Source organism: Veillonella parvula (assembly GCF_032550495.1).
Taxonomy (GTDB): Bacteria; Bacillota; Negativicutes; order Veillonellales; family Veillonellaceae; genus Veillonella; species Veillonella parvula_G.
In genome coordinates this window covers 21,769-46,622 of sequence record NZ_JAWFZJ010000001.1, presented here as the reverse complement: position 1 = coordinate 46,622, position 24,854 = coordinate 21,769, and the positions used below count along the sequence as shown (strand labels likewise).

The 24,854-nt window shown below is 38.8% G+C and carries 21 protein-coding genes; all 21 read right to left on the bottom strand.

The features are described from left to right. Positions 1-15: 15 nt before the first annotated feature. Complete coding sequence (gene clpX / locus E6X37_RS00210; protein ID WP_004698679.1) at positions 16-1,269, bottom strand: ATP-dependent protease ATP-binding subunit ClpX; 1,254 nt, start codon at positions 1,267-1,269, stop codon at positions 16-18. 12 nt (positions 1,270-1,281) lie between these two features. Beyond that, a complete protein-coding gene (clpP, locus tag E6X37_RS00205; protein WP_004696517.1) occupies positions 1,282-1,875 on the bottom strand; it encodes an ATP-dependent Clp endopeptidase proteolytic subunit ClpP in 594 nt (197 codons plus the stop codon). A 36-nt stretch (positions 1,876-1,911) separates the two neighbouring features. After that, positions 1,912-3,216, bottom strand: coding sequence for a trigger factor (gene tig, locus E6X37_RS00200; protein ID WP_278618193.1), 1,305 nt, complete (start codon positions 3,214-3,216; stop codon positions 1,912-1,914). 163 nt (positions 3,217-3,379) lie between these two features. Further along, the gene (locus tag E6X37_RS00195; protein WP_004696521.1) at positions 3,380-3,835 is read right to left on the bottom strand and encodes a CBS domain-containing protein; all 456 of its coding nucleotides are present in this window, start codon (positions 3,833-3,835) and stop codon (positions 3,380-3,382) included. Positions 3,836-3,946: 111 nt separating this feature from the next. After that, positions 3,947-4,426, bottom strand: coding sequence for a 23S rRNA (pseudouridine(1915)-N(3))-methyltransferase RlmH (gene rlmH, locus E6X37_RS00190; RefSeq protein ID WP_008714315.1), 480 nt, complete (start codon positions 4,424-4,426; stop codon positions 3,947-3,949). A gap of 2 nt (positions 4,427-4,428) precedes the next feature. Next, positions 4,429-5,235: an MBL fold metallo-hydrolase gene (locus E6X37_RS00185; RefSeq protein ID WP_008714316.1), complete on the bottom strand. Its 807-nt coding sequence runs from the start codon at positions 5,233-5,235 to the stop codon at positions 4,429-4,431. A gap of 105 nt (positions 5,236-5,340) precedes the next feature. Then, positions 5,341-6,528, bottom strand: a complete 1,188-nt coding sequence (locus E6X37_RS00180; protein ID WP_278457637.1) for a RuBisCO large subunit C-terminal-like domain-containing protein — start codon at positions 6,526-6,528, stop codon at positions 5,341-5,343. Between the two features lie 204 nt (positions 6,529-6,732). Next, positions 6,733-8,118: a nucleobase:cation symporter-2 family protein gene (locus E6X37_RS00175; protein ID WP_004698561.1), complete on the bottom strand. Its 1,386-nt coding sequence runs from the start codon at positions 8,116-8,118 to the stop codon at positions 6,733-6,735. Positions 8,119-8,263: 145 nt separating this feature from the next. Beyond that, entirely contained in the window at positions 8,264-10,813 is a 2,550-nt protein-coding gene (gene xdh / locus E6X37_RS00170) for a selenium-dependent xanthine dehydrogenase (RefSeq protein WP_101928840.1), read from the bottom strand. Between the two features lie 17 nt (positions 10,814-10,830). Then, positions 10,831-12,180 (bottom strand): dihydropyrimidinase, encoded by a 1,350-nt coding sequence (gene hydA / locus E6X37_RS00165; protein WP_004698618.1) that lies wholly within the window; start codon positions 12,178-12,180, stop codon positions 10,831-10,833. Continuing rightward, entirely contained in the window at positions 12,177-13,868 is a 1,692-nt protein-coding gene (locus E6X37_RS00160; RefSeq protein WP_278618198.1) for a selenate reductase, read from the bottom strand. The genes hydA and E6X37_RS00160 overlap by 4 nt, the downstream gene beginning before the upstream one ends. 28 nt (positions 13,869-13,896) lie before the next feature. Continuing rightward, positions 13,897-15,225, bottom strand: coding sequence for a putative aminohydrolase SsnA (gene ssnA, locus E6X37_RS00155; protein ID WP_101928838.1), 1,329 nt, complete (start codon positions 15,223-15,225; stop codon positions 13,897-13,899). A gap of 54 nt (positions 15,226-15,279) precedes the next feature. Then, positions 15,280-16,215 (bottom strand): carbamate kinase, encoded by a 936-nt coding sequence (gene arcC / locus E6X37_RS00150; protein ID WP_101928837.1) that lies wholly within the window; start codon positions 16,213-16,215, stop codon positions 15,280-15,282. A 68-nt stretch (positions 16,216-16,283) separates the two neighbouring features. Further along, on the bottom strand, positions 16,284-17,477 hold the full coding sequence (gene ygeW / locus E6X37_RS00145; protein WP_004696537.1) for a knotted carbamoyltransferase YgeW: 1,194 nt from the start codon (positions 17,475-17,477) through the stop codon (positions 16,284-16,286). A 152-nt stretch (positions 17,478-17,629) separates the two neighbouring features. Further along, the gene (locus tag E6X37_RS00140; protein WP_004698551.1) at positions 17,630-18,940 is read right to left on the bottom strand and encodes a YgeY family selenium metabolism-linked hydrolase; all 1,311 of its coding nucleotides are present in this window, start codon (positions 18,938-18,940) and stop codon (positions 17,630-17,632) included. Positions 18,941-18,952: 12 nt separating this feature from the next. Beyond that, on the bottom strand, positions 18,953-20,164 hold the full coding sequence (gene dpaL / locus E6X37_RS00135) for a diaminopropionate ammonia-lyase (protein WP_156697643.1): 1,212 nt from the start codon (positions 20,162-20,164) through the stop codon (positions 18,953-18,955). 9 nt (positions 20,165-20,173) lie between these two features. Then, positions 20,174-20,806: a helix-turn-helix transcriptional regulator gene (locus E6X37_RS00130; RefSeq protein WP_316689331.1), complete on the bottom strand. Its 633-nt coding sequence runs from the start codon at positions 20,804-20,806 to the stop codon at positions 20,174-20,176. Between the two features lie 398 nt (positions 20,807-21,204). Continuing rightward, a complete protein-coding gene (locus E6X37_RS00125) occupies positions 21,205-21,624 on the bottom strand; it encodes a flavodoxin (RefSeq protein WP_004696544.1) in 420 nt (139 codons plus the stop codon). Positions 21,625-21,634: 10 nt separating this feature from the next. Then, a complete protein-coding gene (locus tag E6X37_RS00120) occupies positions 21,635-22,222 on the bottom strand; it encodes a DUF3793 family protein (RefSeq protein ID WP_008714331.1) in 588 nt (195 codons plus the stop codon). 104 nt (positions 22,223-22,326) lie between these two features. Continuing rightward, on the bottom strand, positions 22,327-22,959 hold the full coding sequence (locus E6X37_RS00115) for a hypothetical protein (RefSeq protein WP_195394636.1): 633 nt from the start codon (positions 22,957-22,959) through the stop codon (positions 22,327-22,329). A 190-nt stretch (positions 22,960-23,149) separates the two neighbouring features. Beyond that, complete coding sequence (locus E6X37_RS00110) at positions 23,150-24,838, bottom strand: glutamine--tRNA ligase/YqeY domain fusion protein (RefSeq protein WP_195394635.1); 1,689 nt, start codon at positions 24,836-24,838, stop codon at positions 23,150-23,152. Between the last annotated feature and the right edge of the window lie 16 nt (positions 24,839-24,854).

The window sequence follows — 24,854 nt, the reverse complement described above, 5'->3', positions numbered from 1 at the left end:
ATGAGTTTCTTCGAATTACGATTTCAACTGGATGTCTTGGTCTGCCTCATTTTTGAGTATAGGTTCACCTGTGCTTAATACGGATTCACGATTCACAATGCACTTAGTTACTTCCGGCATGGAAGGAACCTCAAACATTACGCGTTTCATCACCTTTTCAATGATAGCACGCAAACCACGAGCACCTGTTTTTCGCTGTAATGCTTCATCAGCGATTTCTTCTAATGCATCTTCAGTGAAAGTTAACTCTACACCATCAAGGGATAGAATTTTTTCATATTGTTTTGTTAATGCATTTTTAGGCTTTGTCAAAATTTGAATTAATGCATCTCTGTCTAATTGATCTAATGTCACCATTACAGGCAAACGTCCAATAAACTCAGGGATCAAACCAAATTTTAATAAATCTTCAGGTACAACATCTTTTAAGATAGCCGATATATTACGTTCTTCTTTACGCTGTACATCTGCACCAAAACCAAGTGTTTTCTTAGCGGTACGCTTAGTAATAACCTTGTCCATACCATCAAATGCTCCACCACAAATAAAGAGAATATTCGTAGTGTCGATTTGAAGCATTTCCTGATTAGGATGCTTTCTACCACCTTGAGGAGGAACAGAAGCAACGGTACCTTCTAAGATTTTAAGCAATGCTTGTTGTACACCTTCACCAGACACATCACGTGTAATAGAAGGATTTTCAGACTTACGAGCAATTTTATCGATTTCATCGATATAGATAATGCCACGTTCAGCCCGAGCTATATCATAATCTGCAGCTTGAATAATTTTGAGTAGGATGTTTTCTACATCTTCCCCCACATACCCAGCTTCAGTTAAGCTTGTAGCATCTGCAATAGCAAATGGTACTTCTAGCATTTTCGCTAAGGTTTGAGCCAATAGTGTTTTACCACTACCAGTAGGACCAATGAACAATACATTAGCCTTTTGTAATTCTACATCATCTACTACATTATCTGTTTGTAAGCGTTTGTAGTGATTATATACGGCCACAGCTAAAGAGATTTTAGCATCATCTTGACCAATAACATATTCGTCAAGATGAGCTTTAATTTCTCTAGGCGTTGGCAATTCTTTTAAATTGAAGTCGTCCGTCTCAACCGCACCCAACTCATCTGCAATGATGCGTTCACAAACTTCAACGCATTCGTCACAAATATACACGTTAGGACCCGCCACTAATTTGCGGACTTCTTCGCTTGTGCGTCCACAAAAACTGCAGCGCATAGTATCTTTATCTTTTGCCAAGGGGCGCCTCCATTACTTGCTTTCTACAGGTTCTCTTGTGAGTACCTCATCGATTAAGCCGTATTCAACGGCATCCTGAGCACTCATGAAGTTATCGCGATCTGTATCGCGAGCTACTACTTCAATATCTTGTCCACTGCGAGAAGCTAAGATACCATTTAACTCTTCACGCATGCGAAGAATCTCACGGGCATGGATTTCAATTTCAGATGCTTGCCCTTGCACACCGCCTAATGGTTGGTGAATCATGATGCGCGCATGAGGCAACGCATATCGTTTACCTTTAGTGCCAGCTGTTAAAAGCACAGCACCCATGCTCGCTGCAGAGCCTACACAAATAGTAGACACATCTGGTTTGATATATTGCATCGTATCATAAATAGCCATGCCGGCAGTTACAACACCGCCAGGGCTATTGATGTACAAATGGATATCCTTATCAGGATCCTCTGCTTCTAGGAATAACATTTGCGCAATAACCGCATTTGCCACATTATCATCGATGGGGCCACCAAGGAAAATAATGCGATCCTTTAACAAGCGAGAGTAAATATCATAGGAACGCTCTCCGCGTTCACCTTGTTCAACTACGATTGGTACATACATATAATCACCTTTTCATGTACCTAGTTGAGCAAACTATTATTCAGCCGCTTCAGCGCCTTTTGCATTATCAATAATGAATCGAGCTGCTTTTTTGCGAGCTACAGAGCCTGCCAACATAGCTACACGACCTTCTTTTGCAATAATATCCCAAACTTCTTTAGGATCTGCCCCAAAGTTTTGAGCCATAATGAAGATTTCACGGTTCATATCATCTGGAGTTACTTCGATACCTTCAGCAGTTGCAATAGCATCCAATACTAAATCAGCGCGTACGTTTTCAGCTGCGGAATCTTTGTATTCAGAGCGTAAATCTTCGATAGTTTTATTGGAGAATTTCAAGTAGTCATCAAGTTTCAAGCCACGGCCTTCCATATTCATAGCCAATTCTTGAATCATTTGTTCTACGCGATCTTTAATCATTACTTCTGGGATTTCTACAGTTGCATTTTTAACAGCTGTTTGAATCAAGTCAGCATTGTAAGTATCGATTGCACGACGGGAAGCTTCTTCCTCCATTTTAGTGCGAAGATCTTTTTTCAATTCTTCAATAGTTTCGTAAGAGCTTGCTTCTTTTGCAAATTCATCATTCAATTCAGGCAATTCTTTACGTTTAATATCATGGATATGAGTTTTGAATTCTGCTTCTTTACCAGCAAGTTCTGCTACGAAGTAGTCTTCAGGGAATGTTACTTTTACAGTTACATCATCACCAGCTTTAGCGCCAATTAATTGATCTTCGAAGCCAGGAATGAAGCTACCAGAACCAATTTGTAATGGGTAGGATTTACCTTCACCACCATCAAAAGGTTTACCATCAACGGAACCAGCAAAGTCGATTACTGCGAAGTCATCTTTTTGAATTGTAGCGCCTTCTTCAGCAACAACCATTTTTGCTTGTTGTTCACGAATATTGTTCAACTGTTCTTCGATTTGTTCATCAGATACTGTAGCATCTTGTTTTTCTGCTTCTAAGCCTTTGTAATCGCCAAGTTTAACTTCAGGGCGTTTAGTTACAGTAGCTTTGAAAATCAAATCTTTGCCTTCTTCGAATTGTTCTCGTTTGATTTCAGGTTCAGATACAGGCACAATATCATTTTCACGAAGTGCAGCACTATAGTTTTGGCTAGCCAATACTTCAAATGCTTCTTCCAAGATAGCTTCTTTGCCGAAGTTCATTTCCAAAATACGGCGAGGCGCATGTCCTTTACGGAAGCCAGGGATGTTCACTTGACCTGCAATGCGTTTTACAGCTTGTTTAATGCCCTTATCTACTTCTGCTGCAGGTACTTCAATAGTTAACGTTACTACGTGTTGATCAACAGGATTTACAGTTGCTTTCATTTAAAATATGTCCTCCTCGAAGGGCAATATGCCCAAATTTCTGTAGTATATTATGCACTCCTAATAATAACATAAATGCAAGGTCAATGCAATTCTTCTCAATATACACTAAAAGACCACCCCAAAATGGGTGGTCTTTACATATTTTACATAATTATGCTAATTAGTTATCTTTAGCAATCAATTTGATAATGTCACGACGAGACAAAATCCCGATCAAACGATACTCTTTATCTACAACTGGCACATTTTTCAAATGTTGATCAAGCATAACAGATACAATTTCTTCTACATCTTTATCCGGTGTGGTTGTAATTACTTCATCAGTCATCAACTCATGAACGTGAGATGCCAATAATTTTTTGAATTGAGCATTGTATTCGCCAATGCCATTGTAATAGATGCTAGCGCCTAATACATTAACATAATGAGGCACATGAGGACGTACTTTTTTATATAGTAAATCACCTTCAGAGATAATACCTAACAACTTATTATCATCATCCACTACGGACACCGCTGTTAAATTATATTTAACCAATAAATCAGCTACATCAGAAATCGGCGCATCTTTGCCAACAGTAACAGGGTATTTATTCATTACTTCTTGGATTTTCATAGTGAATTCCTCCTTACAAATACATCTTGCTTTATTATACTATTCGCCACAGTATAATAAAACTCCTTTTTTCTGAAAGTATTATACAAATAATTTTTAAGTCTACGTCTTCTACCAATGATAAGGTTCATTACGATTGATTTTTGATGCTCGATAAATTTGTTCTACAAGTAGCAATCGAACCATTTGATGAGTAAAAGTCATAGGGCTAAAAGATAATTTATAATTTACAGCCTGACGTAATATATCACTCACCCCAAAGGCACCACCAATAATGAAAGCCATATCGCTAACACCATCCACCTCAAGCTTAGATACCGTCTTAGCGAGTTCTTCAGAGGACATTGGTTTGCCATACACGTCAAGTAATACGGTATACGCATTTTTAGGGACCGCTTTTAATAAACGGTCTCCTTCTTCTGCAACGACTTGTTTGCGATCCGCATTACTCGGCTTATCTCCAATTTTACTTTCATTCAGCTCTGTAATTGTAATGCCACCATAGGGGCGCATGCGTTTCACAAACTCTGCTACGCCCTCACGTAAATAAGCATCCTTCAATTTGCCGATACAGACTACATAAAATCTCATTTTTACCTCTTCACAGATTGGATGGACACAATTTCATTAGGCTGACCATGTTGTAACTTCATTTCAGGTCCAATACGAACACCACCATCAACAAGCATTTTGCCAATAGTTTGGGTAACAAGGACAGAGTTATTATTATTTTCAGAACGATGGGCCAATATAACTTGCATAAAATCAGGACGTTTCATCATGAGTAGTGCTTGCGCAGCCATTTCATTACTCAAATGACCTTCATCACTAGCCACCCTTTGTTTCAAAAACGGCTGATATGGTCCGAATCGCAACATATGAGGATCATAATTCGCCTCTAGCACTAACAGAGTCGTATCATCAATTCTACGTAAAATATCATCTGAAATCACGCCTGTATCAGTGACAATAGTTGCCTTATCGTTCCCAGCAAACACATTTATACCAATTGGATCAGCCGCATCATGACTTACCGAAAAAGGTTCCACAATTAGACTCCCCAACGTCAAACTGCCCTTTGTAAGCTCGATTAATCGATTCTTTGGCACGATTAACTTATCTTGGATTTCACGCCAGGTGCCTTGCTTCGTATACACAGGAATATCAAATCGTTTTAGTAATTGTTGTAATCCCGCAATGTGATCACTATGTTCATGACTGACAAATATACCCTCTACCTGTGCCATATCAATTTGTAATTCTTTTAACCCATTGACAATGCGTCGACAACTGATGCCTACATCATGCAATATGACGGAGTTCCCTTTTTTTATCACTGTACAATTGCCCTTACTACCACTGGCAAGGACATGGACCTCCAACGGTGAGGATTCACTCATCAAAACACTCCATATACTTAATCATAAATCTATTATTTCTGTAAAAGTCAATAGCTTAGTTATTTAGTTAAATATTGTATTAACTCATTTAAATTCAAGCTATTATTACGTTCTTTCAGATAATTTAGTCAGACGCTCTACAAAATACGACATATTAGCCTCAATATCTGGCCCTCTGCGGAACATATCGCCTCCAACAAGGAACATCGTATCATTTCCGTACAGCTCAACAAGTTCATTAAGACGAGTATCTGTAACGCCACCACCTGGTGCAGGGCAAGCCGCCTTCATCAAGCCCATTGGTCGTTTAATGTAAGAGGAAATCCTCTTGCATTGTTCCTCTGTAAAAGTAAAGCGTCCACCATAAGATACGAAAATTGACATATCAGCCCCAAAGATACGAGGTAATAAACCTAGTTGTAAATAGTCAGCTACTCCAGATACACCAGGGCTTACAAATCCACCAGAATAAGCTGGATGATGAATAATGGGCAATCGTAAGTTTTCATCAGTAGCTAATTTGTGTAACCAACCGAAACCAACGAGACCTGCAGCCACCATGAGAGCTGTAGCACCAGCCTCTTTGGCAAAATAAGCGCGTTCTAACACATCTGTACCATCACCTGATACGTTTGCAGCATATAAAGTATGTGTACCATGTACAGCATTCATTTCCTGTACCATAGCAGCACATCGTTTTACACGATCTTTATATTGAGAGAAGGACTGATTAGAAATACCATGATCATCCTTTATGACATCTGCACCACCACGTGTGTAAGCGCCACACATACGAGCCAATTCTACATTCGGTGTGCCCATCGGCTTTACAACGGCTTGAATCATTGGACGCGTCGGGGTTTCCACTAATCGACGAATTCCTTGTAAGCCAAATTGTGGTCCCTTAAACACATCGTAAAGTGTTGGACATAGTTCAATATCTACTACCCAAATATGTGGCTGTAACGAAGAATTACCAAAGACAACATTTAAAAATTGTGTAGCCTCTAAGGCCGTGGTATCTACGTGATATGAAATACGAGCCAAATAGTAACGAGAGGTGTCAATTACAGCATTTGGCATCACACCTACATTGATATAAGGAGAGTCTTCTACTATAGGTTCAAGAGATTCTAGTCGACCAGTAATAGTTTCTTTAATGTATGGATCCGTTACAAACTCATAAGGAAATTCTATAGTTTGCTCCACTTGAACAGCCCAAGCAATTGATTTTGCTTCTTCATATGTACTCGCTTCTATTCTATATGTAACTATAAATCGCTCGTCTTTCATAATGCGTCTCCTTTGCAATAATATTATTTAATTATATACCAAAGTAGTATACGATTCCATAAAAAAAGACCTCACTCCAAATCAGAGTGAGATCTTTTTAACAAACGAAACCATATATATTGATGTTTTACCTATACTAACAAGGTTTCTACTGTGAGAGACAATACATATAATCGCATGAGAGTAAACTCGTCTAACTATATCTTATTGGTAGAAATGTTTAGGATAACCTTTGAATCGTGTGAAGTGGCGATATTTACGAGTCGCACGATTAGGTTCGTTAACAGTTTTATAACCAAAACCATTAAACATTACATTTAAAATAACAGCTACTATACTACCAGCTGTGATACCAGATTTCAAAAGAATTTGAGCCCATGCTGGAAAGTGTGTATAGAATTGAGGTGCTGCAAGAGGAATCATGGATACCCCAATACTAATGGCAACTAGCATCAGGTTATAGTTACCATCGAAACTAACTTTACCAAGAGAACGAATCCCACTGGCGATAATCATGCCGAACATAGCAATCCCTGCGCCCCCTAGTACAGCATTTGGAATACAAGCTACGATAGCGGCTAATTTAGGGAAAAGGCCTAATAAAATTAAAATTACACCAGATGCTGCTACAACGAAACGACTCTTAACACGTGTTACAGCAATAAGACCTACGTTTTGAGCAAATGCTGTATACGGAAAACTATTAAGGATACCACCAATAATAGTAGACAAGCCATCCGCGCGAAGTACCGCAGCCAATTCATTTTGACCAATAGGTTTATCTACAATTTCACCTACCGCAATACTATCACCAGTTGTTTCTACCATAACTACGAGCATTACAATAATCATAGATACAATAGAAGCAAAGTCAAAGGTTGGAAGACCAAAATAGAATGGTGTTACAACAGAAATCCATTGAGAACGTCCTACCTCTGAAAAATCTGTAATACCAACAATCATAGCTAAGGCTGTACCGAGAATAAGGCCAACTAAGATTGCCAAATTACCAAGGAAACCTTTACCAAATCGATAAGTTAATATAACGAGAACAAATGTAGCTACACCAAGAGCTATGTATAGTGGATCGCCAAAGTTTTTATTGCCTACGCCACCCCCCATCCAGTTAACAGCTACTGGCATCAAGTTGATACCAATAATAGTAATGATAGTACCTGTTACTACAGGTGGGAATAGCCGAATCAAACGACTGAAAAATGGTGCCACAAGGAATGTAAAGAGACCAGCTACGATAATCGCACCGTAAATCGTATTGATATCATGCTGTTGACCAATCATAATCATAGGGCCTACAGAAGCAAATGTAACACCTTGAATAAGAGGAATACGCCCGCCAACTGGTCCGAATCCTAATGTTTGAATCAATGTAGCTACACCACATGTAAATAAGTCAGCTGTAATCAAACGAATTAAATCTTCAATTGGCAAATGCATAGCTTGTGCAATAATAATTGGTACAGCTACTGCCCCAGCATACATAGCCAGAACGTGCTGTAAACCATAAGCGAATAACTGCGGGATTGGCAGCATACCATCTACATGGTCGACACCAGATGCACCTTTACTCATAAGAATCACCTCATATCTTACGTTTTAGTTACTAGTTAAACAATATAGTCATACTATCGTACATGATAGAGTTTAGAAATCTCATCGACTTCACGTGGGAACCTTGATGGCTAGGGGCAAAAGCCCCTACCATTAAGCAAATATTCTATTTTTTATAACCTGTATGTTTAATCGGCAAGGACCTACGTGGTTCTCCGTCGATACGACGATACGCATTTGCAATAGCCGGTGCAATCGGAATGCTAGAGATTTCGCCAATACCTTTAGCTCCGTATGCATATTGTTCTGGTGTCCCTTTTTCGATAAGACTTACATGAATTGGAGGACATTGGGTAGCTCTAAGAAGTCCTAGCGTACCGTATTTAGATGTTACATACCCTTCTTTATAAGGGAAGTCTTCTGTAACTGCATAACCCATTCCCATAATGGCACCACCTTCGGCCTGACCTGTACAGGATTGAGGGTTCACTACACGACCTACATCGTATGCTACATGTAAATTAGCAACCTTATTGTCTTCACCAATTGTTGCTACACATGCACCATAACCATAGGCAACGTGATTTTTTGGATGCGATTTATCAGAATTAAATGGATCTGTTTCACCGAGGAACTCTTCATAAATCTCTACGCCATTCAGTTCTTCTAATGTTTTAGAATCTAACATTTCTTTTAAGCGAAGACTTGCTTTGCGCGTTGCTTCACCGGTAAAGAGCGTTTGGCGAGATGCAGTAGTTGTACCAGAATCTGGTGTGCGTACTGTATCAGGACGTTCTACAAATACTTTATCCGCCGTTAAGCCTGTTGTTTCACAAAGTACTTGTGTTGCCATAGTAGCCATGCCTTGACCAATACAAGCAGCACCCGTACGAATACGAACTTTACCATCACGTACTTCTAAAATAACGCGACCCGTATCAGGTAGTCCTACACCAATACCACTATTTTTCAAACATACCGCAAGACCAGTACGATCAGAGGCATAATATGCATCTTTTACAGCTTCCAAACATTCTACTAAAGCGGTTTCTTTGGAACAAATTTGGCCATTTGGTAATGAGTCACCAGGGCGCACAACATTTTTATAGCGGAATTCCCAAGGATCCATGCCTACTAACGCAGCTAATTCATCAATATTTTGCTCTTGACCAAAGATAGTTTGTGTTACGCCGAACCCACGGAATGCACCACCAGGAACAGTATTTGTATAAACACATACACCATCAAAGGCAAAATTATCAAAGTGATAAGGGCCACAAGAATGAGTACCAGCACGTTGAAGTACAGGACCACCTAAAGATGCATACGCGCCACAATTAGAAATGATATTTACCTTACTTGCTACCAGATTACCTTCTGCATCACAAGCTGTTGTAATATCCATTTCCATCGCATGACGTTTAGTATGGATATTAAGACTTTCTTGACGAGAGAATAGAACCTTAGTTGGTTTACCTGTAAGCCAAGCTACGAGAGATGCATGATGCTGTACGGTCATATCCTCTTTACCACCAAAGCCGCCACCTACGAGCATGCTATGAACCTTTACAGATTCATTTGGAATGCCAAGCATACGAGCAACTTCACGCCGATCATCATAAACATTTTGGCTACCTGAATGCAGATGAATTTCGTCTCCCTCACGATATGCAACGGCACATTCTGGTTCCATAAATGCATGGTCGGTTTGAGGCGTAGAATAATGATTTGTTACTACAAAAGCAGCCTCTGCAATAGCCTTATCTACATCGCCACGAGATAACGTTTGACGAGACAATACATTTCCCTCTGGATGTAATTGAGGAGCATCTGGTTTTAGCGCTTCCAATGGATCTAGTATAGGTTCTAATTCAGTATAATCAACTTCAACTAAAGCCAATACTTCATCTAGATACTTCTTCTCAGTAGTTGCTACCAATGCAATTGCATCGCCTACATAACGTGTAATATCACCTTCGGCGATAAGTACATCCCAATCCGGTACTAAATGACCAGTCTTATTGAATGGTACATCCTTAGCAGTCAATGCCGTTACACATGCTGGATGTTCAAGAGCTTTAGACACATCAACACGATCAACTCTAGCTCGTGGGTATTTAGAACGCAATGCTTTGGCATAAATCATGCCATCCATATAGATATCATCAGAGTATTGTCCAGTACCTAATGCTTTTTCCTCAGCATCTACACGGTGTAAACGAGCGCCTACATTACCATTTGTATCCTTTTCTGGAACTGGTAAGTTCTCACGGAACATTTTTGCAGCTAACATAATGCCCTCTTCAATTTTTACATAGCCTGTACAACGGCAAATATTACCTAATATCGCCTTTTTAACATCGTCAGGTGTAGGGTCATTATTTTCGTCAATCAATACTTTTGCACTAATAATCATACCTGGTATACAGAAACCACACTGCACCGCTCCGCATTCACCAAAAGCATAGGTGTATACTGCTTTTTCTCGTTCAGATAAACCTTCAATCGTGACAATTGATTTACCATCTAATTGAGATAGTTTGCTTACACAAGCCTTTGCTTTTTTTCCGTCTATAATTACTGTACACGTACCACATGCACCAGCACTACAACCTTCTTTAGTGCCCGTCAACTTTAAATCAGCTCGCAAGAAATCAATTAAACGTTGATCCTCTTGAACCTCATATTGGGTGCCATTCACTTGAAAGCGGTACATATATAGCCCTCCTCTCATTAAGGAATACATTCACCAAGATATGATTCTGTTAAGGATCCATCTTGTACCACATGGTGACCTCTAAGGATAACATCTCGAACCTTGCCAGTTACAGATATTCCTTCGTAAGGTATATAGTCAGCCTTTGTATGGGCGGACTCTTTTGAAAGCACATGTTCTATATGCTTATCTACAATTGTTATATCCCCATCACTACCTACAGCTAATGTACCCTTCTTGGGATACATGCCATATAGCTTTGCTGGGTTTTCACTAACTAATTTCATAAAATCTACAGCGCTCATATTGCATTGATTAACCAACACATCATAAGCAATGATACCCCGTTCTTCGGCTCCAGGAATACCTCCAGGAATTCGGGTAAAGTCATACCGACTCTTTAATTTTTGGTCATTAAAGGTAAAGCTACAATGGTCGGAACCAATGGTTTGAAAAACACCATTTACTAGTGCATCCTTCAATGCCATTTGATCTTGTATCGTTCTAAGTGGAGGACTCATCACAAATTTAACCCCTTCAAAATCAGGTAATTTATATCGTGATTCATCAAGCACCAAATACTGTGGACATGTTTCACAAGTGACTTGATGTCCTAATGCCCGCTCACGTAGAACTTCATCTACGCCTTCTTTAGAACTTACATGCACAATATGCACGGGATACTCTAATGCAGCACCAATTGTACTAAATCGCTTAATCGCTTCCGATTCAATCATGGCCGGTCTTGTGAGTGGATGATTGTCTACATCTAATTCACCACGTTTACGTTTATCTGCTACAAAGGCATCGATAAGATCACCGTTTTCACAGTGAGCCCCTACAAGCGCACCCGTTGGTTTTATAGCTTCAATAGCATCATAAATTTCTCGATCTGTTAAACGGAAGCCATACGCTAAGTACACTTTAAAGGATGATACACCAGCTTCTACAACCTTTGGTATTTCATGAGATACCTCTTCATTCATTTCTACAAGCTCCATATGGAATTTGTAGTCACAGGAGCAATGCCCTAAGGCACGCTCCTTGTGAACTTCTAAACCTTTACAAAGGGATCCTTCCTCAGGAGAAGCAAAGTTAATAATTGATGTTGTCCCACCAAGAATAGCGGCTTTTGTACCACTATCAAAATCATCTGCAGTAGACGCCAAGGCATTTGTCATTTGAAAGTGTGTATGAGGATCAATAAATCCAGGGAACACATAGCAACCTTTTGCATCAATTACTTTAGCCCCGTCTGGAACAGGAATGTGTTCATCGATGGCGACAATTTTGTCGCTATCAATTAATAAATCTCCGGTAAGGATTCGATCAGTTAAGACCAAGTCCCCTTGTTGTATGATAATCATGATACATAGTACACATGCTCTTTACAGAAGGCATGTACGACTCCTTTCAATTCTTCAGGTAATGCATCGATGTCACATACTGCTTCTTCACCTTTGAAGCGATAACCACAGCTAGTGCCTTTGATGTAGAAACCATCATTTGTACTATCTGCTAAAGCTTCAGCATTGTGGAAGAATGTAATGCGATCCTTGTATGGTTGACAAGGTTCTACGCAATGACATGCACAGTTACCACACTCATTACAGCTTTGATCAACATGGACGATCAATTTAGCATCATTTACAGTAACGACTTCATTACATCTATTAGGACATACGCGAACACAAGCACCACACACTACGCGGCAGTGATAGTCAGAACTACGTGTGCCTGGGAAGGATGGCATTGCTTCACGTTTTTTCTTCATTGTATCGCTCTTCTTGAAGATTTTATTTTCACTAATGTCTTTAGCAAGTTTAGCGATGAGATCTTTATGAACTTTTAAAGCAGCATTGTAATCAGTAGATTCCACTTCGTCTGCTAAGCCTTTGAAAGTATTGTAACCTTCACCTTGTAGAAGAATTGTACATACTGTTACAGGCCAAATACCACAATCAAAGATAGCTTTGATATTTTGTTTTACAGCACCACCGCTATAAGACATAGGCAAACGTTCGCCGAATTGAGCACTTAAGAGCTCAGCTACACCAATTGTTACAGGTAACAAGGATTTACCAGACATATACATTTGCTCGCCTGGCAATTCATTGTTGTGAATTTGTACAGGGAATGTATTTGTCAATTTAACACCGAAAATCTTATTGTGTTTTTCACCAAGAGCGATAAGACGCTCTAACATCGGAACAGCTTTATCGAATTGAAGGTCAACTTCAAACTGATGATCTTCAAAGTCAATGTATTCAAAACCAGCGTTATCCAATAATTCTCTAATGCGTTTTGGCCCTAACAATGTAGGGTTGCATTTTAAGTATAAATGAAGACCTTTTTCACTGATAAGGTACGAACAAATGGATTCGATTTCTTCTGCTGGGCAACCGTGCATTGTGGACAATGTAATTGCTTGGCAAAGTTCATCACTGATAGAGTTGATATAATCAGCATCAATATGCTCAAATTCATCTACATGGTCAAGACACCATTGTTTACATGTATCCCACATAGGAGATTGAGATGCATTTCGCATTGTATTGATGAATTTATCAACCATAGGGCTCTTAATACCAGCCAAGTTATAGCCAACACTCATGATGAATAAAAATCCATCTGGATCACCTAAACCTAATTCTTTAGAGATTAATTTCAATGCGAACCAAGCTTTGATATATTCATCAGCAGCTTCATCACAGCTATATTCAGAAGACCACTCTACGTTATATGCTTCGTCTACAGAGTAGATACAAGGTCTAGGAATACCTAATTCTTCACCATACATAATTTGTACGGTTTTTAATTCGATGCAACGAGCACCAGCTACATAGGATACCACAATGTTTTGTGCCAACTGTGTATTAGGGCCAGCTGCTGGGCCTACAGGATTTTCAATAGATTTACCAAAGATAGATAAGCGTTGATCATGATTCGTACGATGAATTTTATTTACATTGTAAATACGATTGTACATCTTGTACTCAGTCATAATGTGGTTCATCAAATTTCCGAAACTTACCGGATACATAATGTCACTCATAATGTCACACTCCTTTAAAGCGTTTGCGTTATGGGTTTAGTCGTTTCCATAAACCTTTAGATGTTGCTAAAACTTCGTCCATTACTTCAGCTTTATCAATGCCTTGTAATTTACGATCAATCATGCGTGGTACACCATCACTAATAGTTGTTACCACATACATACCATTAGCACCGAATAGTAAGTGACCATTGATGTTGTTTTCATCAAGTGGTGTTGGTGCTGCGTAATCAAGAACAATTACGTCAGCGGCAGCACCTTTTTTAAGGATGCCTACCGTAGTATCGAAGAATTCATTAGCCATTTTGCGGTTGTTTTCAAATAGCATATGAGGTACTTCGCCCCAGCCTACATATGGTTTATGTTGCTCATGTTTCACGAGACAATTCGCTACTTTATAAGATTCGAGCATATCATTTGTATAACCATCTGTGCCAAGCCCAACAGTGATCCCTGCATCTAATAGTTTTAAGATATCTGTCGTGCCTACTGCATTACCCATGTTACTTTCTGGGTTATGTACGACCTTAGCTTGAGAGTTTTTCAATAATGCCACATCTTCGTCAGTTACGTGTACACAGTGACCAGCGATGCTCTTAGGGCCTAAAATACCTGCCTCTACGAGGCGTCTAACAGGTGTCATGCCATATTTTTCTTTACTATCTGCCACATCTTCTGGGCCTTCAGCAACATGAACGTGATATCCTAACTTGTCTTCATTTTGTGCTTTCACATAATCTAATGTTTCAGGACTTAGAGTAAAGGATGCATGTAAGCCCATCATAGCAGCGAGTCTAGATGGATCTTTTTTAGCCTCTTTACCAAAACGTACATTTTCTGCAACAGCGGCTTTCATCTGATCAACACCGTTACGGTCAGACACTTCGTAGCACAAGCAAGAGCGAACACCAAACTGTTTAGCTACATCTGCAATGATGGATAAGCTGTTAGGCACTTCACCATAACTTGCGTGATGGTCAAAAATAGTAGTTACACCATTTTCGATACAGCCTAAATACGTAAGTAATGCACTTGCTTTTACATCAGGAGCGGTCAATTTATTATCTAAGTAGAACCAAAGTCCTTCCAAGATTTCACCGAAGTTAGTCGGTGCCGGACCTGGCAATGATAAACCTCGTGCAAGAGCGGAATAAATATGGTGATGTGCATTAATGAAACCTGGCATAATTAGGCCACCATGAGCATCAATGATTTCTGCATTTACATACGTTTTACATAATTCATCATATATACCAATATCAACAATTTGAGTCCCGTCGATAGCAATAGCACCATCATAAATGATAGGTCTATCAGCGTCGCGAGTAATAACAGTACCTTTTCCTAATATAATCATGTGGGCACCTCCTCAACGATTCGTTGAAATGCATACTTATAAACTTATATATTATTATAATACGATACGTGTGCCTGTTTTTCCTGCTATACCATCTTTAGATTTCTCTAATAATGTGACAATTGAAACACGGCCTTTTTTGGATTCTGCAAATGCTATAGCGGCTTCTACCTTTGGTTTCATCGAGCCTTCTGCAAACTCACCAGCTGATACAAATTCTTTAGCTTGTGTAACGGTTATTTCATCAAGCCATTTTTCATTTTCTTTACCAAAGTTAATGGCAACCTTTTCAACAGCTGTTAAAATAACGAGAACATCAGCATCAATTTCTTGGGCCAATAAACTACTAGTCCAATCTTTATCAATAACAGCAGCTGCACCATGAAGTTCATTACCTTCTTTAGTTACTGGGATACCTCCCCCGCCACAAGCAACAATTAATTGTTTACCTACTAAACCTTTAATTGCTTCTAGTTCAATAATTTCTTTTGGTGCTGGAGATGCCACCACACGACGATAACCACGCCCCGCATCTTCTTTTACCACATAATCGTAATTCTTTTCTGCGTATTCAGCTTCTTCCTGAGTCATAAAGTGACCAATTGGTTTTGTAGGATTTTGAAAAGCTGGGTCATTTTGATCAACAAGTACTTGTGTAACCATGGTCATTGTTGGCAAATCTTTAATACCACGATTTAAGAGCTCTTCGTGAAGAGCATTTTGTAAGTCATAACCAATATAAGCTTGGCTCATTGCTACACATACAGATAATGGAGTGTTTGGTTGACCTTCTACTTCACGAGTCAATGCAGCCATCGCATTGTTGATCATACCAATTTGAGGTCCATTACCATGTGTTACCACTACGTCACAATCAGCTTCTACTAAATCAATGATTGTTTTAGCTGTACTTTTTACTGCAATTTTCTGTTCTGGTAAGGAATTGCCTAATGCATTCCCCCCTAGTGCTACTACAACTCTCTTTTTCATGTTATGCCTCATAACAAACTATTAAGAATAAAAGGAGCCATCAATACGGATGGCCCCTAAACTTTACTTTACGGTTGAACTCGTTCGGTTCCCTTCCGTTCTAATTCTTTTAAGGTTTCTACAGGATTTTTAAATTTGCTAAGGAAAATCATAGCTGCAATAACATATGGTTTGTAGCTTGCTTCCTTATAAAGAGGTATGCGGTAGCGATCAAATACTGTTGCATCTACTTCGCCTTCTTCACAACTTACACCTGTAATATCTGCTGGTAAGCAATGTAAGTAAAGAGCTTTGCCGTCCTTTGTGAGACTCATCATCTCTTCCGTACATGCCCAATCTTTATGTTTACCATTTTCTTCAAGAAGAACTTTTTCTAATGCTTTAATACCTTCATGATCATTTTCACCATACAGTTTTGTACGTTTTTCCATTGCACCGAATGGAGCCCAGCTCTTAGGATATACGATGTCTGCATCTTTGAAAGCATCCTTCATGTCGTTAGTTCTACGGAATGAACCGCCGCTAGCTTCAGCTTGTTTCTTAGCGATTTCTTCAACTTCCGGCATTACTTCATACCCTTCTGGATGTGCTAATACAACTTCCATACCTAAACGAGTGAATAAACCAATAGCACCTTGAGGTACGGATAAAGGTTTACCATAGGATGGAGAATACGCCCACGTCATAGCAATCTTTTTACCTTTAAGGTTTTCTACACCGCCAAATTCTTTGATGATATGAGCTGTATCAGCCATGATTTGCGTAGGATGGTCGATATCACATTGGAGGTTTACAAGCGTTGGGCGTTGCTCTAGTACACCATCTTCATGACCTTCTTTAACTGCATCAGATACTTGATGCATATAAGCATTCCCTTTACCGATATACATATCATCACGAATACCGATAACATCTGCCATAAAGGAAATCATATTAGCTGTTTCACGAACTGTTTCACCATGAGCAATTTGAGATTTACCTTCGTCTAAATCTTGAACTTCAAGACCTAGCAAATTACAAGCGGAAGCAAAGGAGAAGCGAGTTCTTGTAGAGTTATCACGGAATAAAGAAATGCCAAGGCCACTGTCAAATACTTTAGTAGAAATATTGCGTTCTCTAAGAGCACGTAATGCATCAGCTACGGCCCAAACACCTTGCAATTCATCATCAGATTTTTCCCAAGTTAAGAAGAAATCTTCGCCGTACATTTTACTAACGTCTAATTTTTGTAAAGTTTCAATACTTTTATTGAAGTCTGTCATCTGTAAGTCCTCTCTTTCAATTCCCTAAAGGGCTACTTAGGATCTAACTTTATACGATGCCTCATCAAATGTTGAGGTACCATATGAAATTCTTAATATCAACTATTTTCAGTTATTTTCGTTAAAATAAATCTAATTCAACGTATGTGATATTAGTCTTTGCAGTATACGGATGGTAATAATGCATATACAGCAGCACATGTTACAAGATCTTGTTTCCATGTAATTTCGTTAGGAGCATGTGCTTGTGCTTCTGCACCAGGACCGAAGCCAATACAAGGGATGCCATTACGACCCATGATAGATACACCATTTGTGGAGAATGTCCATTTATCAGTTAATGGGCGAGCTTTACGCATTTCAACTGTATCTTCTGCACCAATACGTTCGTTGCCATATAAGCTAGTGTATGCTTCTTCCAAAGCTTCTGTTACTTTATGATCTTTAGGAATTACCCAAGTTGGGAAGTAACATTCGATTGGATATGTCAAACCAGTCCAAGATGGACGAGCGTATTCGTACATGGATACTTTCGCACCATATTCTTTAACATGTGGTAATTCTTCGATTTCTGCCAAGCAACTTTGCCAAGTTTCACCAGCAGTCATACGACGGTCCAAGGAAATAGCGCAGGAGTCAGCTACTGCACAACGGCTTGGAGAAGTATAGAAAATTTGGGAAGTAGTTACTGTACCGCGACCTAAGAAGCGAGCTTCTTCATAGTGGTCAGGGTTGAATTTTGGATCAAGCATTTTAACAAGGCCCTTAATTTTTGTGCTTTCATCAGCAGAGTTAGCATTCAATTCACGGATGTCTTGAAGTATATCTGCCATTTTATAAATTGCGTTATCACCGCGTTCAGGAGCAGAACCATGGCAAGATACGCCTTGTACATCTACACGAATTTCCATGCGACCACGTTGCCCACGATAGATACCGCCATCGGTTGGTTCTGTAGATACTACAAATTCAGGACGGATATTGCGTTCCTTAATCATGTATTCCCAGCAAAGGCCATCGCAGTCCTCTTCTTGTACGGTGCCTACAACAAGTACACGATATTTATCACTTAGAAGTCCTAAATCTTTCATAATCTTAGCGCCGTATACAGCGGATACGATACCACCCAATTGGTCAGATACGCCACGGCCACCAATTTTAGTTTCGTCTTCGAAACCATCATATGGATCAAAATCCCAATTGTCACGATTGCCAATACCAACTGTATCAATATGTCCATCAAAGGCAATGAGGGTTTTCCCTGTACCCATATATCCAAGAATATTCCCCATAGGATCTACTTCAACTTCATCAAATCCTAGGTCTTTCATCTCTTGTTCTATACGTTTTACATGATCTTTTTCTTCAGCACTTTCACCTGGGAATGCTACGATCTCACGTAAAAATTTTGTCATCGCTGGGCCATAAGTTGCCGCTGCTTGTTTAATTGCTTGTAAATCCATAATTAATGCCTCCTAACGATCTTCACCATACCACATAATATTTTTATATCTTTCAGGATCCGTATCACCTTCAGTGGAGAAACAGAGTACCTTTGAAGACGCATCTAGTTCTAACTCTTTCCGTAAATCTTCATATTCCGGCATCGTCATAAGTGCCATTACAAGGCCTAATGGAACTGCACCAGACTCACCAGTAGTAATTGGAGTATCACCTTTAATTGGTGCACCACCAACGCGCATGCCTAAACGTGCCACCCAGTCAGGCGCAGAAACGAATACATCTGCATGATTTCTCAAAATATCCCAAGAAACTGTGTTCGGTTCACCACAAGCTAAGCCTGCCATGATTGTTTCTAAATCACCCTCTACGATACGAGGTTTACCATCATCAGCTACAGCACCTTTGTATAAACAAGCTGCAGCTGCCGCTTCTACAACAATTAATTTAGGTTTTTTAGCCACATTGCTGTATAGATTAGTGAAGTAACCCACTACAGAACCGGCAAGGGAACCTACACCAGCTTGTACAAATACATGAGTAGGAACTTTACAATTATCAGCTTCTAATTGATTGGCTGTTTCCATAGCCATTGTGCCATAGCCTTGCATAATCCAGTTTGGAATTTCTTCATAACCTTCCCAGGCAGTATCTTGAACTACAACACCATTAGGAACTTCTTTAGACTTTTTAGTTGCTAAGCGTACACACTCATCGTAGTTGAAGTCTTCGATTGTTACAGTAGCGCCTTCGTTTTCGATTTGTTTTCTACGATATTCTGTAGAGCCCTTTGGCATAAATACTACAGATTTTTGACCTAATTTATTGGCTGCCCATGCTACACCTCGACCGTGGTTACCATCAGTGGCAGTAAAGAATGTAGCTTGACCAAACTCTTCTTTTAATTTTGCTGATGTTAATACATCATATGGTACATCCTCAACAGCTTTACCAGTTTGTTGCGCCACATATTTTGCCATCGCATAGGAGCCACCTAATACCTTAAATGCATTAAGGCCAAATCGGTAGGATTCATCTTTTACAAAGAGTGCATCAACACCGATATAAGACGCTAAATTCTTAAGCGATACAAGTGGAGTAACGCTATATTGTGGAAAACTTTCATGAAACGCTTTAGCTTTCTTAACCTCTCTAACATCCATAACGGACAAAAACTTGTCACTTGATGGTGCCATTGTATTACGTTTCCACTGAATTCGTTCCATATTTGCCTCCTAGGATTCTTCCTTTACAGTATTTAAATCACTATAAAGAGTAAACTTAGAAATATTAAAATACTCTGCTATCTTCTCAGAAGACTTCGAGATAAGAAAAGCCCCTTTTTCGTTTAAATAGGTAATAGCTTTTAAGCGTTCCACCTTATTCATCAATGGTCCTGGTTTACCAACTAAACGCTCTACGTCTAGTAATAAATCATCTAATAGTTCCGATACACTCGTCGTAATTTTTTCAACAGATCCTGCCTCTTCCTGACCTGTATTGACCAAACTATCCAAAAGTCGATGCATCATAACAAACTCTGTTATATCTTGGTTAATCCCCAACAAGTATGCTATACGACCTGTATCATCACGAATATACATGGTAGAAGATTTTAATATTCGACCATCTTTAGTCTTTGTGAGATAACCAAATCTGCCCTCGCTACCATCGTCATGACTCAGCACATCTAAAACCACATGCGATGGGCCATCACCAACATGTCTATTAGTTATAGTTCCATTCTCAATATATACAAGAGAAGAATTAATATCCCCTTGTAAATCATGAATCAATACTTCACAGGATGGTCCAAATTGTACCGCTAATCCATGGGCTATGACTTTTATTCGCTCTAATGTACTCATTGAAATAACCCCTCTTTCAATGTCATAGATTAACCTTTCCCGTTTAAATTACGCTAGCCCGGTTAATAGCTAATATAAAATTAACCCTAACTATTTTTGTATCAACCTAAATTTTTGTTAGGTTCTTTAACTAAATTATAGGACTATGTGTACAAAAACGCAATATAATTATGTATTAAAGTTATTTATAATTATGCGCTTATATACACAAATAGAGATAAAGATAAATAAACATTATGATTTTCATCACATTTACTTATCGATATCAAAATTTTTAATGACCTTTGCTCCATCATATCAATCATAAGTACATACAAAAAAGGCTGTAATAACGAATTATCGTCATTACAACCTTTTATTATTAACTATTAGTATTTATGTTAGTAATTAAAATCAAATTAAGCGTTTGCTAATGTTTTACCTAATTCTTGGCATTGTGCATTACCATCATCATCAGGTTCGCCCAAGATTGCTACGCCATCAGCCACTAATTCGCCACCAGCATCTTTAATTCGAGTGCCCCAGTCTTCCAACCAAGTACCACCCCAACCATAGGAGCCAAAGATCGCTATTTTTTTACCACTCAACTTGCCTTCTAGTTCAGTGTAGAATGGTTCAAATTCGCCTTCTTCTAATTGTTCTGCACCCATATCAGCACAGCCAAGAGCTAATTTTTCATAAGCGGCTGCTTCATCAACAGATACTTCAGAAACGGATTTTACTTCAACTTCTTGACCTGCAGCTTTAATACCTTCAGCTACTTCATAAGCCATGCGTTCTGTATTGCCTGTACCGGACCAAAAAATTACACCAATCATCTTGTACCTCCTAGGCCGTTCTTGCGACCAATGAACTAAATGTTTTTCCCAACATCAATTGAGTTTGACAAAATTCACGACATGCTTTGTAACACAAGAAAGAGCGTTGTGCATTTACCACATCATGGTAAACCTTCCACTCTCCGCACATTCGGTATCCCCCACCACGATAGGAAATAAAACATTTCACATCCTTTAATGGGTAACCTAGAAAAATGCCGATTTCATGTGGAAACTCAATGCTTACTTCCATACGATATCTAAGATGTTCGAGCATCTCCATAATGCTCATTCGATCATGATAACCGTAGGCTTTCAAAAATAACATCACCGCAGGTTGCCGTACATAGTCTCTTAATTGCTTCTCACGGAATACCAATAATAGTCTTCGCGCTTTACAACGACATAATTCAAAGAAGAACAATCCTTTTTCATTGAACGCTTTATTATACTCTATCAATACAAATTGGATTTGTTCATTCATGTCCCGTGGAATAGAAACCAAGTTCGATAGCTTAATACCTCGAATTGCCGGTGCACAATGATATCCAATGATATGGTCAATTGAATTCATCATAATAGTACCTGCCTGTTGCACATCGTTAGAATTTCCTCTAATGAGAATAATTCCTATAGGCTCATAGTACTCTTGATGAGAAAAATTGTCAAGAATAATTGATATATATTTTCAATAATTATTTATTATTTGGTATGTAATAAACCTTTAACTTTAGGGAATACAACACTATCATTAGCTTCGTCAACAGCAATTAAATGAGCATTTGGTCCTGTATATTTATCTTCAGAAATACTAATATGTAATATCTCATTATAAGAATTATTATTAGCTATACTTTTATATTTCAATGTGCCTTTATAGGCATTGCCTTGTTTTACTAATGGGTTTATTACCGTGAAAGTACCAAGTACAGGACTATCGCCATTGTTAATAGCCGCAGCTAATACTCCAAGAGATGAAGAATCTGTATTCAAATGTTTTGTTTCACTCATGCGACCAAATAATTGTTTACCTAACACAACATTCGCATAAACAGCATATTGCATTTCATTCTCATTTTTAATGTTTAATGTATATACGTCTGCAGAAGACGCGCCCAACCCAAGAAGTACAGACTTAATATCTTTTTTACCCTCCCCAGCAAACAACGCTTTAGGATTATTTTGATACATAGTAACACCTTCAGGCAATTTAACACCTTGATATGTTATAGTTTGACTTCTATTTAAAATGGACTTTATGTTTGCTGCAGAACCCGTAGCAGGCATAGATACCAACGCAGCCGCTACCGTAGCAAGTAGTACTATTTTTTTCATTTTTCTCCTCATGAAAGCATTAATATAATAAACTAGCAATACAACATCTAGAGATTAAAGCCAAACAATGGCTTAGGCTATTCTAAACATCTATTGTCATTAAAGTATTTATAGTAATAACCCAGTGTTAAAGAACCGCCCACCAAGGAGCGGTTCTTTAACATTATAGTAATATAAAATAAGCGTTATATTATTTCTTTTGTGCCTTAGCCCAACTATCGCGTAAACCAACAATACGGTTCATCACAATATGGTCTGAAGTACTGTCTTTATCAGTTACAAAGTAACCTTGACGCAAGAATTGGAAATGATCACCTGGTACAGTTGTAGCAAGACTTGCCTCACCTTTACTATGGAATACTTGTAAAGACTCATGATTAAAATCACCTAAGAAATCTTTGCCATCAGAATCTTCTTTGAGCAGGTAATCATATAAACGGGATTCAATATCTACTGCAGTAGATGCTTCAACCCAATGTAATGTGCCCTTAACCTTACGTGTACAACCGCTACCGCTCTTAGTTTCAGGGTCATATGTACAGTGAATTTCTGTAATATTACCATTTTCATCTTTAATAACATCAGTGCATGTAATGAAGTAAGCTCCTTTCAAGCGTACTTCTTTACCTGGTGCCAAGCGGAAGAATTTCTTAACTGGTTCTTCCATAAAGTCATTGCGTTCAATGTAGATTTCACGACCGAATACAACTTCACGGTTACCCAACTCTTCATTTTCTGGATTGTTTTCAACTGTGCAAAGTTCAGTTTGACCTTCTGGATAGTTCGTAATAATAACTTTCACAGGATCAATAACTACCATAGGGCGTGTAGCTTTGAGTTTCAAATCTTCACGGATACAGAACTCAAGCAAAGCAATATCAACAACGCTATCAGCTTTAGCAACGCCAATACGATCACAGAAGTCACGAATAGATTCTGGAGTATAACCACGACGGCGCAAGCCTGAAATAGTTGGCATACGAGGATCATCCCAACCAGCTACGAGACCAGCTTCAACAAGAGCACGCAATTTACGTTTGGACATAACCATTTTAGTTACATTCAAGCGAGCAAACTCAATTTGTTGAGGAATTTCAGTATCATCCCATTCCTCTAACACCCAATCATATAATGGCCGGTGAACTTCAAATTCTAATGTACAAATAGAATGCGTAATGCGTTCAATAGCATCTTCAATAGGATGGGCAAAATCATACATAGGGTAAATTTTCCACTCATTACCCGTATTATGATGCTCTGTATTTACAATACGATAAATAACAGGATCACGCATTACGATATTAGGATGCGCCATATCGATTTTTGCACGCAATACCTTTTCCCCATCTTTATACTTGCCAGCTTTCATTTCTTCGAAGAGCATCAAATTTTCTTCTACACTACGATCACGGTATGGACTATTGACACCAGGAGTAGAGAAATCGCCACGATTTTGTTTAATTTCATCTGCAGTTTGATCATCTACATAAGCTTTGCCAAGCGTGATTAATTTCTTAGCATACTCATACATTTGGTCAAAATAATCAGATGCATAACGTGGTTGTTCATTCCAATCAAATCCAAGCCATTTAACATCTTCCATGATGGAGTTTACATATTCGACATCTTCTTTTACAGGATTTGTATCATCAAAGCGAAGATTTGTTAAGCCATTGTATTGTTTACCAATACCAAAGTTGAGGCAAATAGATTTAGCATGTCCAATATGCAAGTAACCATTTGGTTCTGGTGGAAAGCGAGTCAATACACGGCCACCGTATTTGCCAGTTTCGTTATCTTTGTTGATAATAGCTTCAATAAAGTTAACAGATACAACTTCTTCAGGAGCTACATCTTTTTCAATGTCTTTATGTTCCAACGTTCTTACCTCCATA

Excerpts from the sequence above, each read along its gene's own strand:
- clpP (WP_004696517.1), bottom strand. The coding sequence starts at position 1,875 with ATGTATGTACCAATCGTAGTTGAACAAGGTGAACGCGGAGAGCGTTCC.
- tig (WP_278618193.1), bottom strand. The coding sequence starts at position 3,216 with ATGAAAGCAACTGTAAATCCTGTTGATCAACACGTAGTAACGTTAACT.
- E6X37_RS00195 (WP_004696521.1), bottom strand. The coding sequence starts at position 3,835 with ATGAAAATCCAAGAAGTAATGAATAAATACCCTGTTACTGTTGGCAAA.
- rlmH (WP_008714315.1), bottom strand. The coding sequence starts at position 4,426 with ATGAGATTTTATGTAGTCTGTATCGGCAAATTGAAGGATGCTTATTTA.
- E6X37_RS00185 (WP_008714316.1), bottom strand. The coding sequence starts at position 5,235 with ATGAGTGAATCCTCACCGTTGGAGGTCCATGTCCTTGCCAGTGGTAGT.
- E6X37_RS00180 (WP_278457637.1), bottom strand. The coding sequence starts at position 6,528 with ATGAAAGACGAGCGATTTATAGTTACATATAGAATAGAAGCGAGTACA.
- E6X37_RS00175 (WP_004698561.1), bottom strand. The coding sequence starts at position 8,118 with ATGAGTAAAGGTGCATCTGGTGTCGACCATGTAGATGGTATGCTGCCA.
- xdh (WP_101928840.1), bottom strand. The coding sequence starts at position 10,813 with ATGTACCGCTTTCAAGTGAATGGCACCCAATATGAGGTTCAAGAGGAT.
- hydA (WP_004698618.1), bottom strand. The coding sequence starts at position 12,180 with ATGATTATCATACAACAAGGGGACTTGGTCTTAACTGATCGAATCCTT.
- E6X37_RS00160 (WP_278618198.1), bottom strand. The coding sequence starts at position 13,868 with ATGAGTGACATTATGTATCCGGTAAGTTTCGGAAATTTGATGAACCAC.
- ssnA (WP_101928838.1), bottom strand. The coding sequence starts at position 15,225 with ATGATTATATTAGGAAAAGGTACTGTTATTACTCGCGACGCTGATAGA.
- arcC (WP_101928837.1), bottom strand. The coding sequence starts at position 16,215 with ATGAAAAAGAGAGTTGTAGTAGCACTAGGGGGGAATGCATTAGGCAAT.
- ygeW (WP_004696537.1), bottom strand. The coding sequence starts at position 17,477 with ATGACAGACTTCAATAAAAGTATTGAAACTTTACAAAAATTAGACGTT.
- E6X37_RS00140 (WP_004698551.1), bottom strand. The coding sequence starts at position 18,940 with ATGGATTTACAAGCAATTAAACAAGCAGCGGCAACTTATGGCCCAGCG.
- dpaL (WP_156697643.1), bottom strand. The coding sequence starts at position 20,164 with ATGGAACGAATTCAGTGGAAACGTAATACAATGGCACCATCAAGTGAC.
- E6X37_RS00130 (WP_316689331.1), bottom strand. The coding sequence starts at position 20,806 with ATGAGTACATTAGAGCGAATAAAAGTCATAGCCCATGGATTAGCGGTA.
- E6X37_RS00125 (WP_004696544.1), bottom strand. The coding sequence starts at position 21,624 with ATGATTGGTGTAATTTTTTGGTCCGGTACAGGCAATACAGAACGCATG.
- E6X37_RS00115 (WP_195394636.1), bottom strand. The coding sequence starts at position 22,959 with ATGAAAAAAATAGTACTACTTGCTACGGTAGCGGCTGCGTTGGTATCT.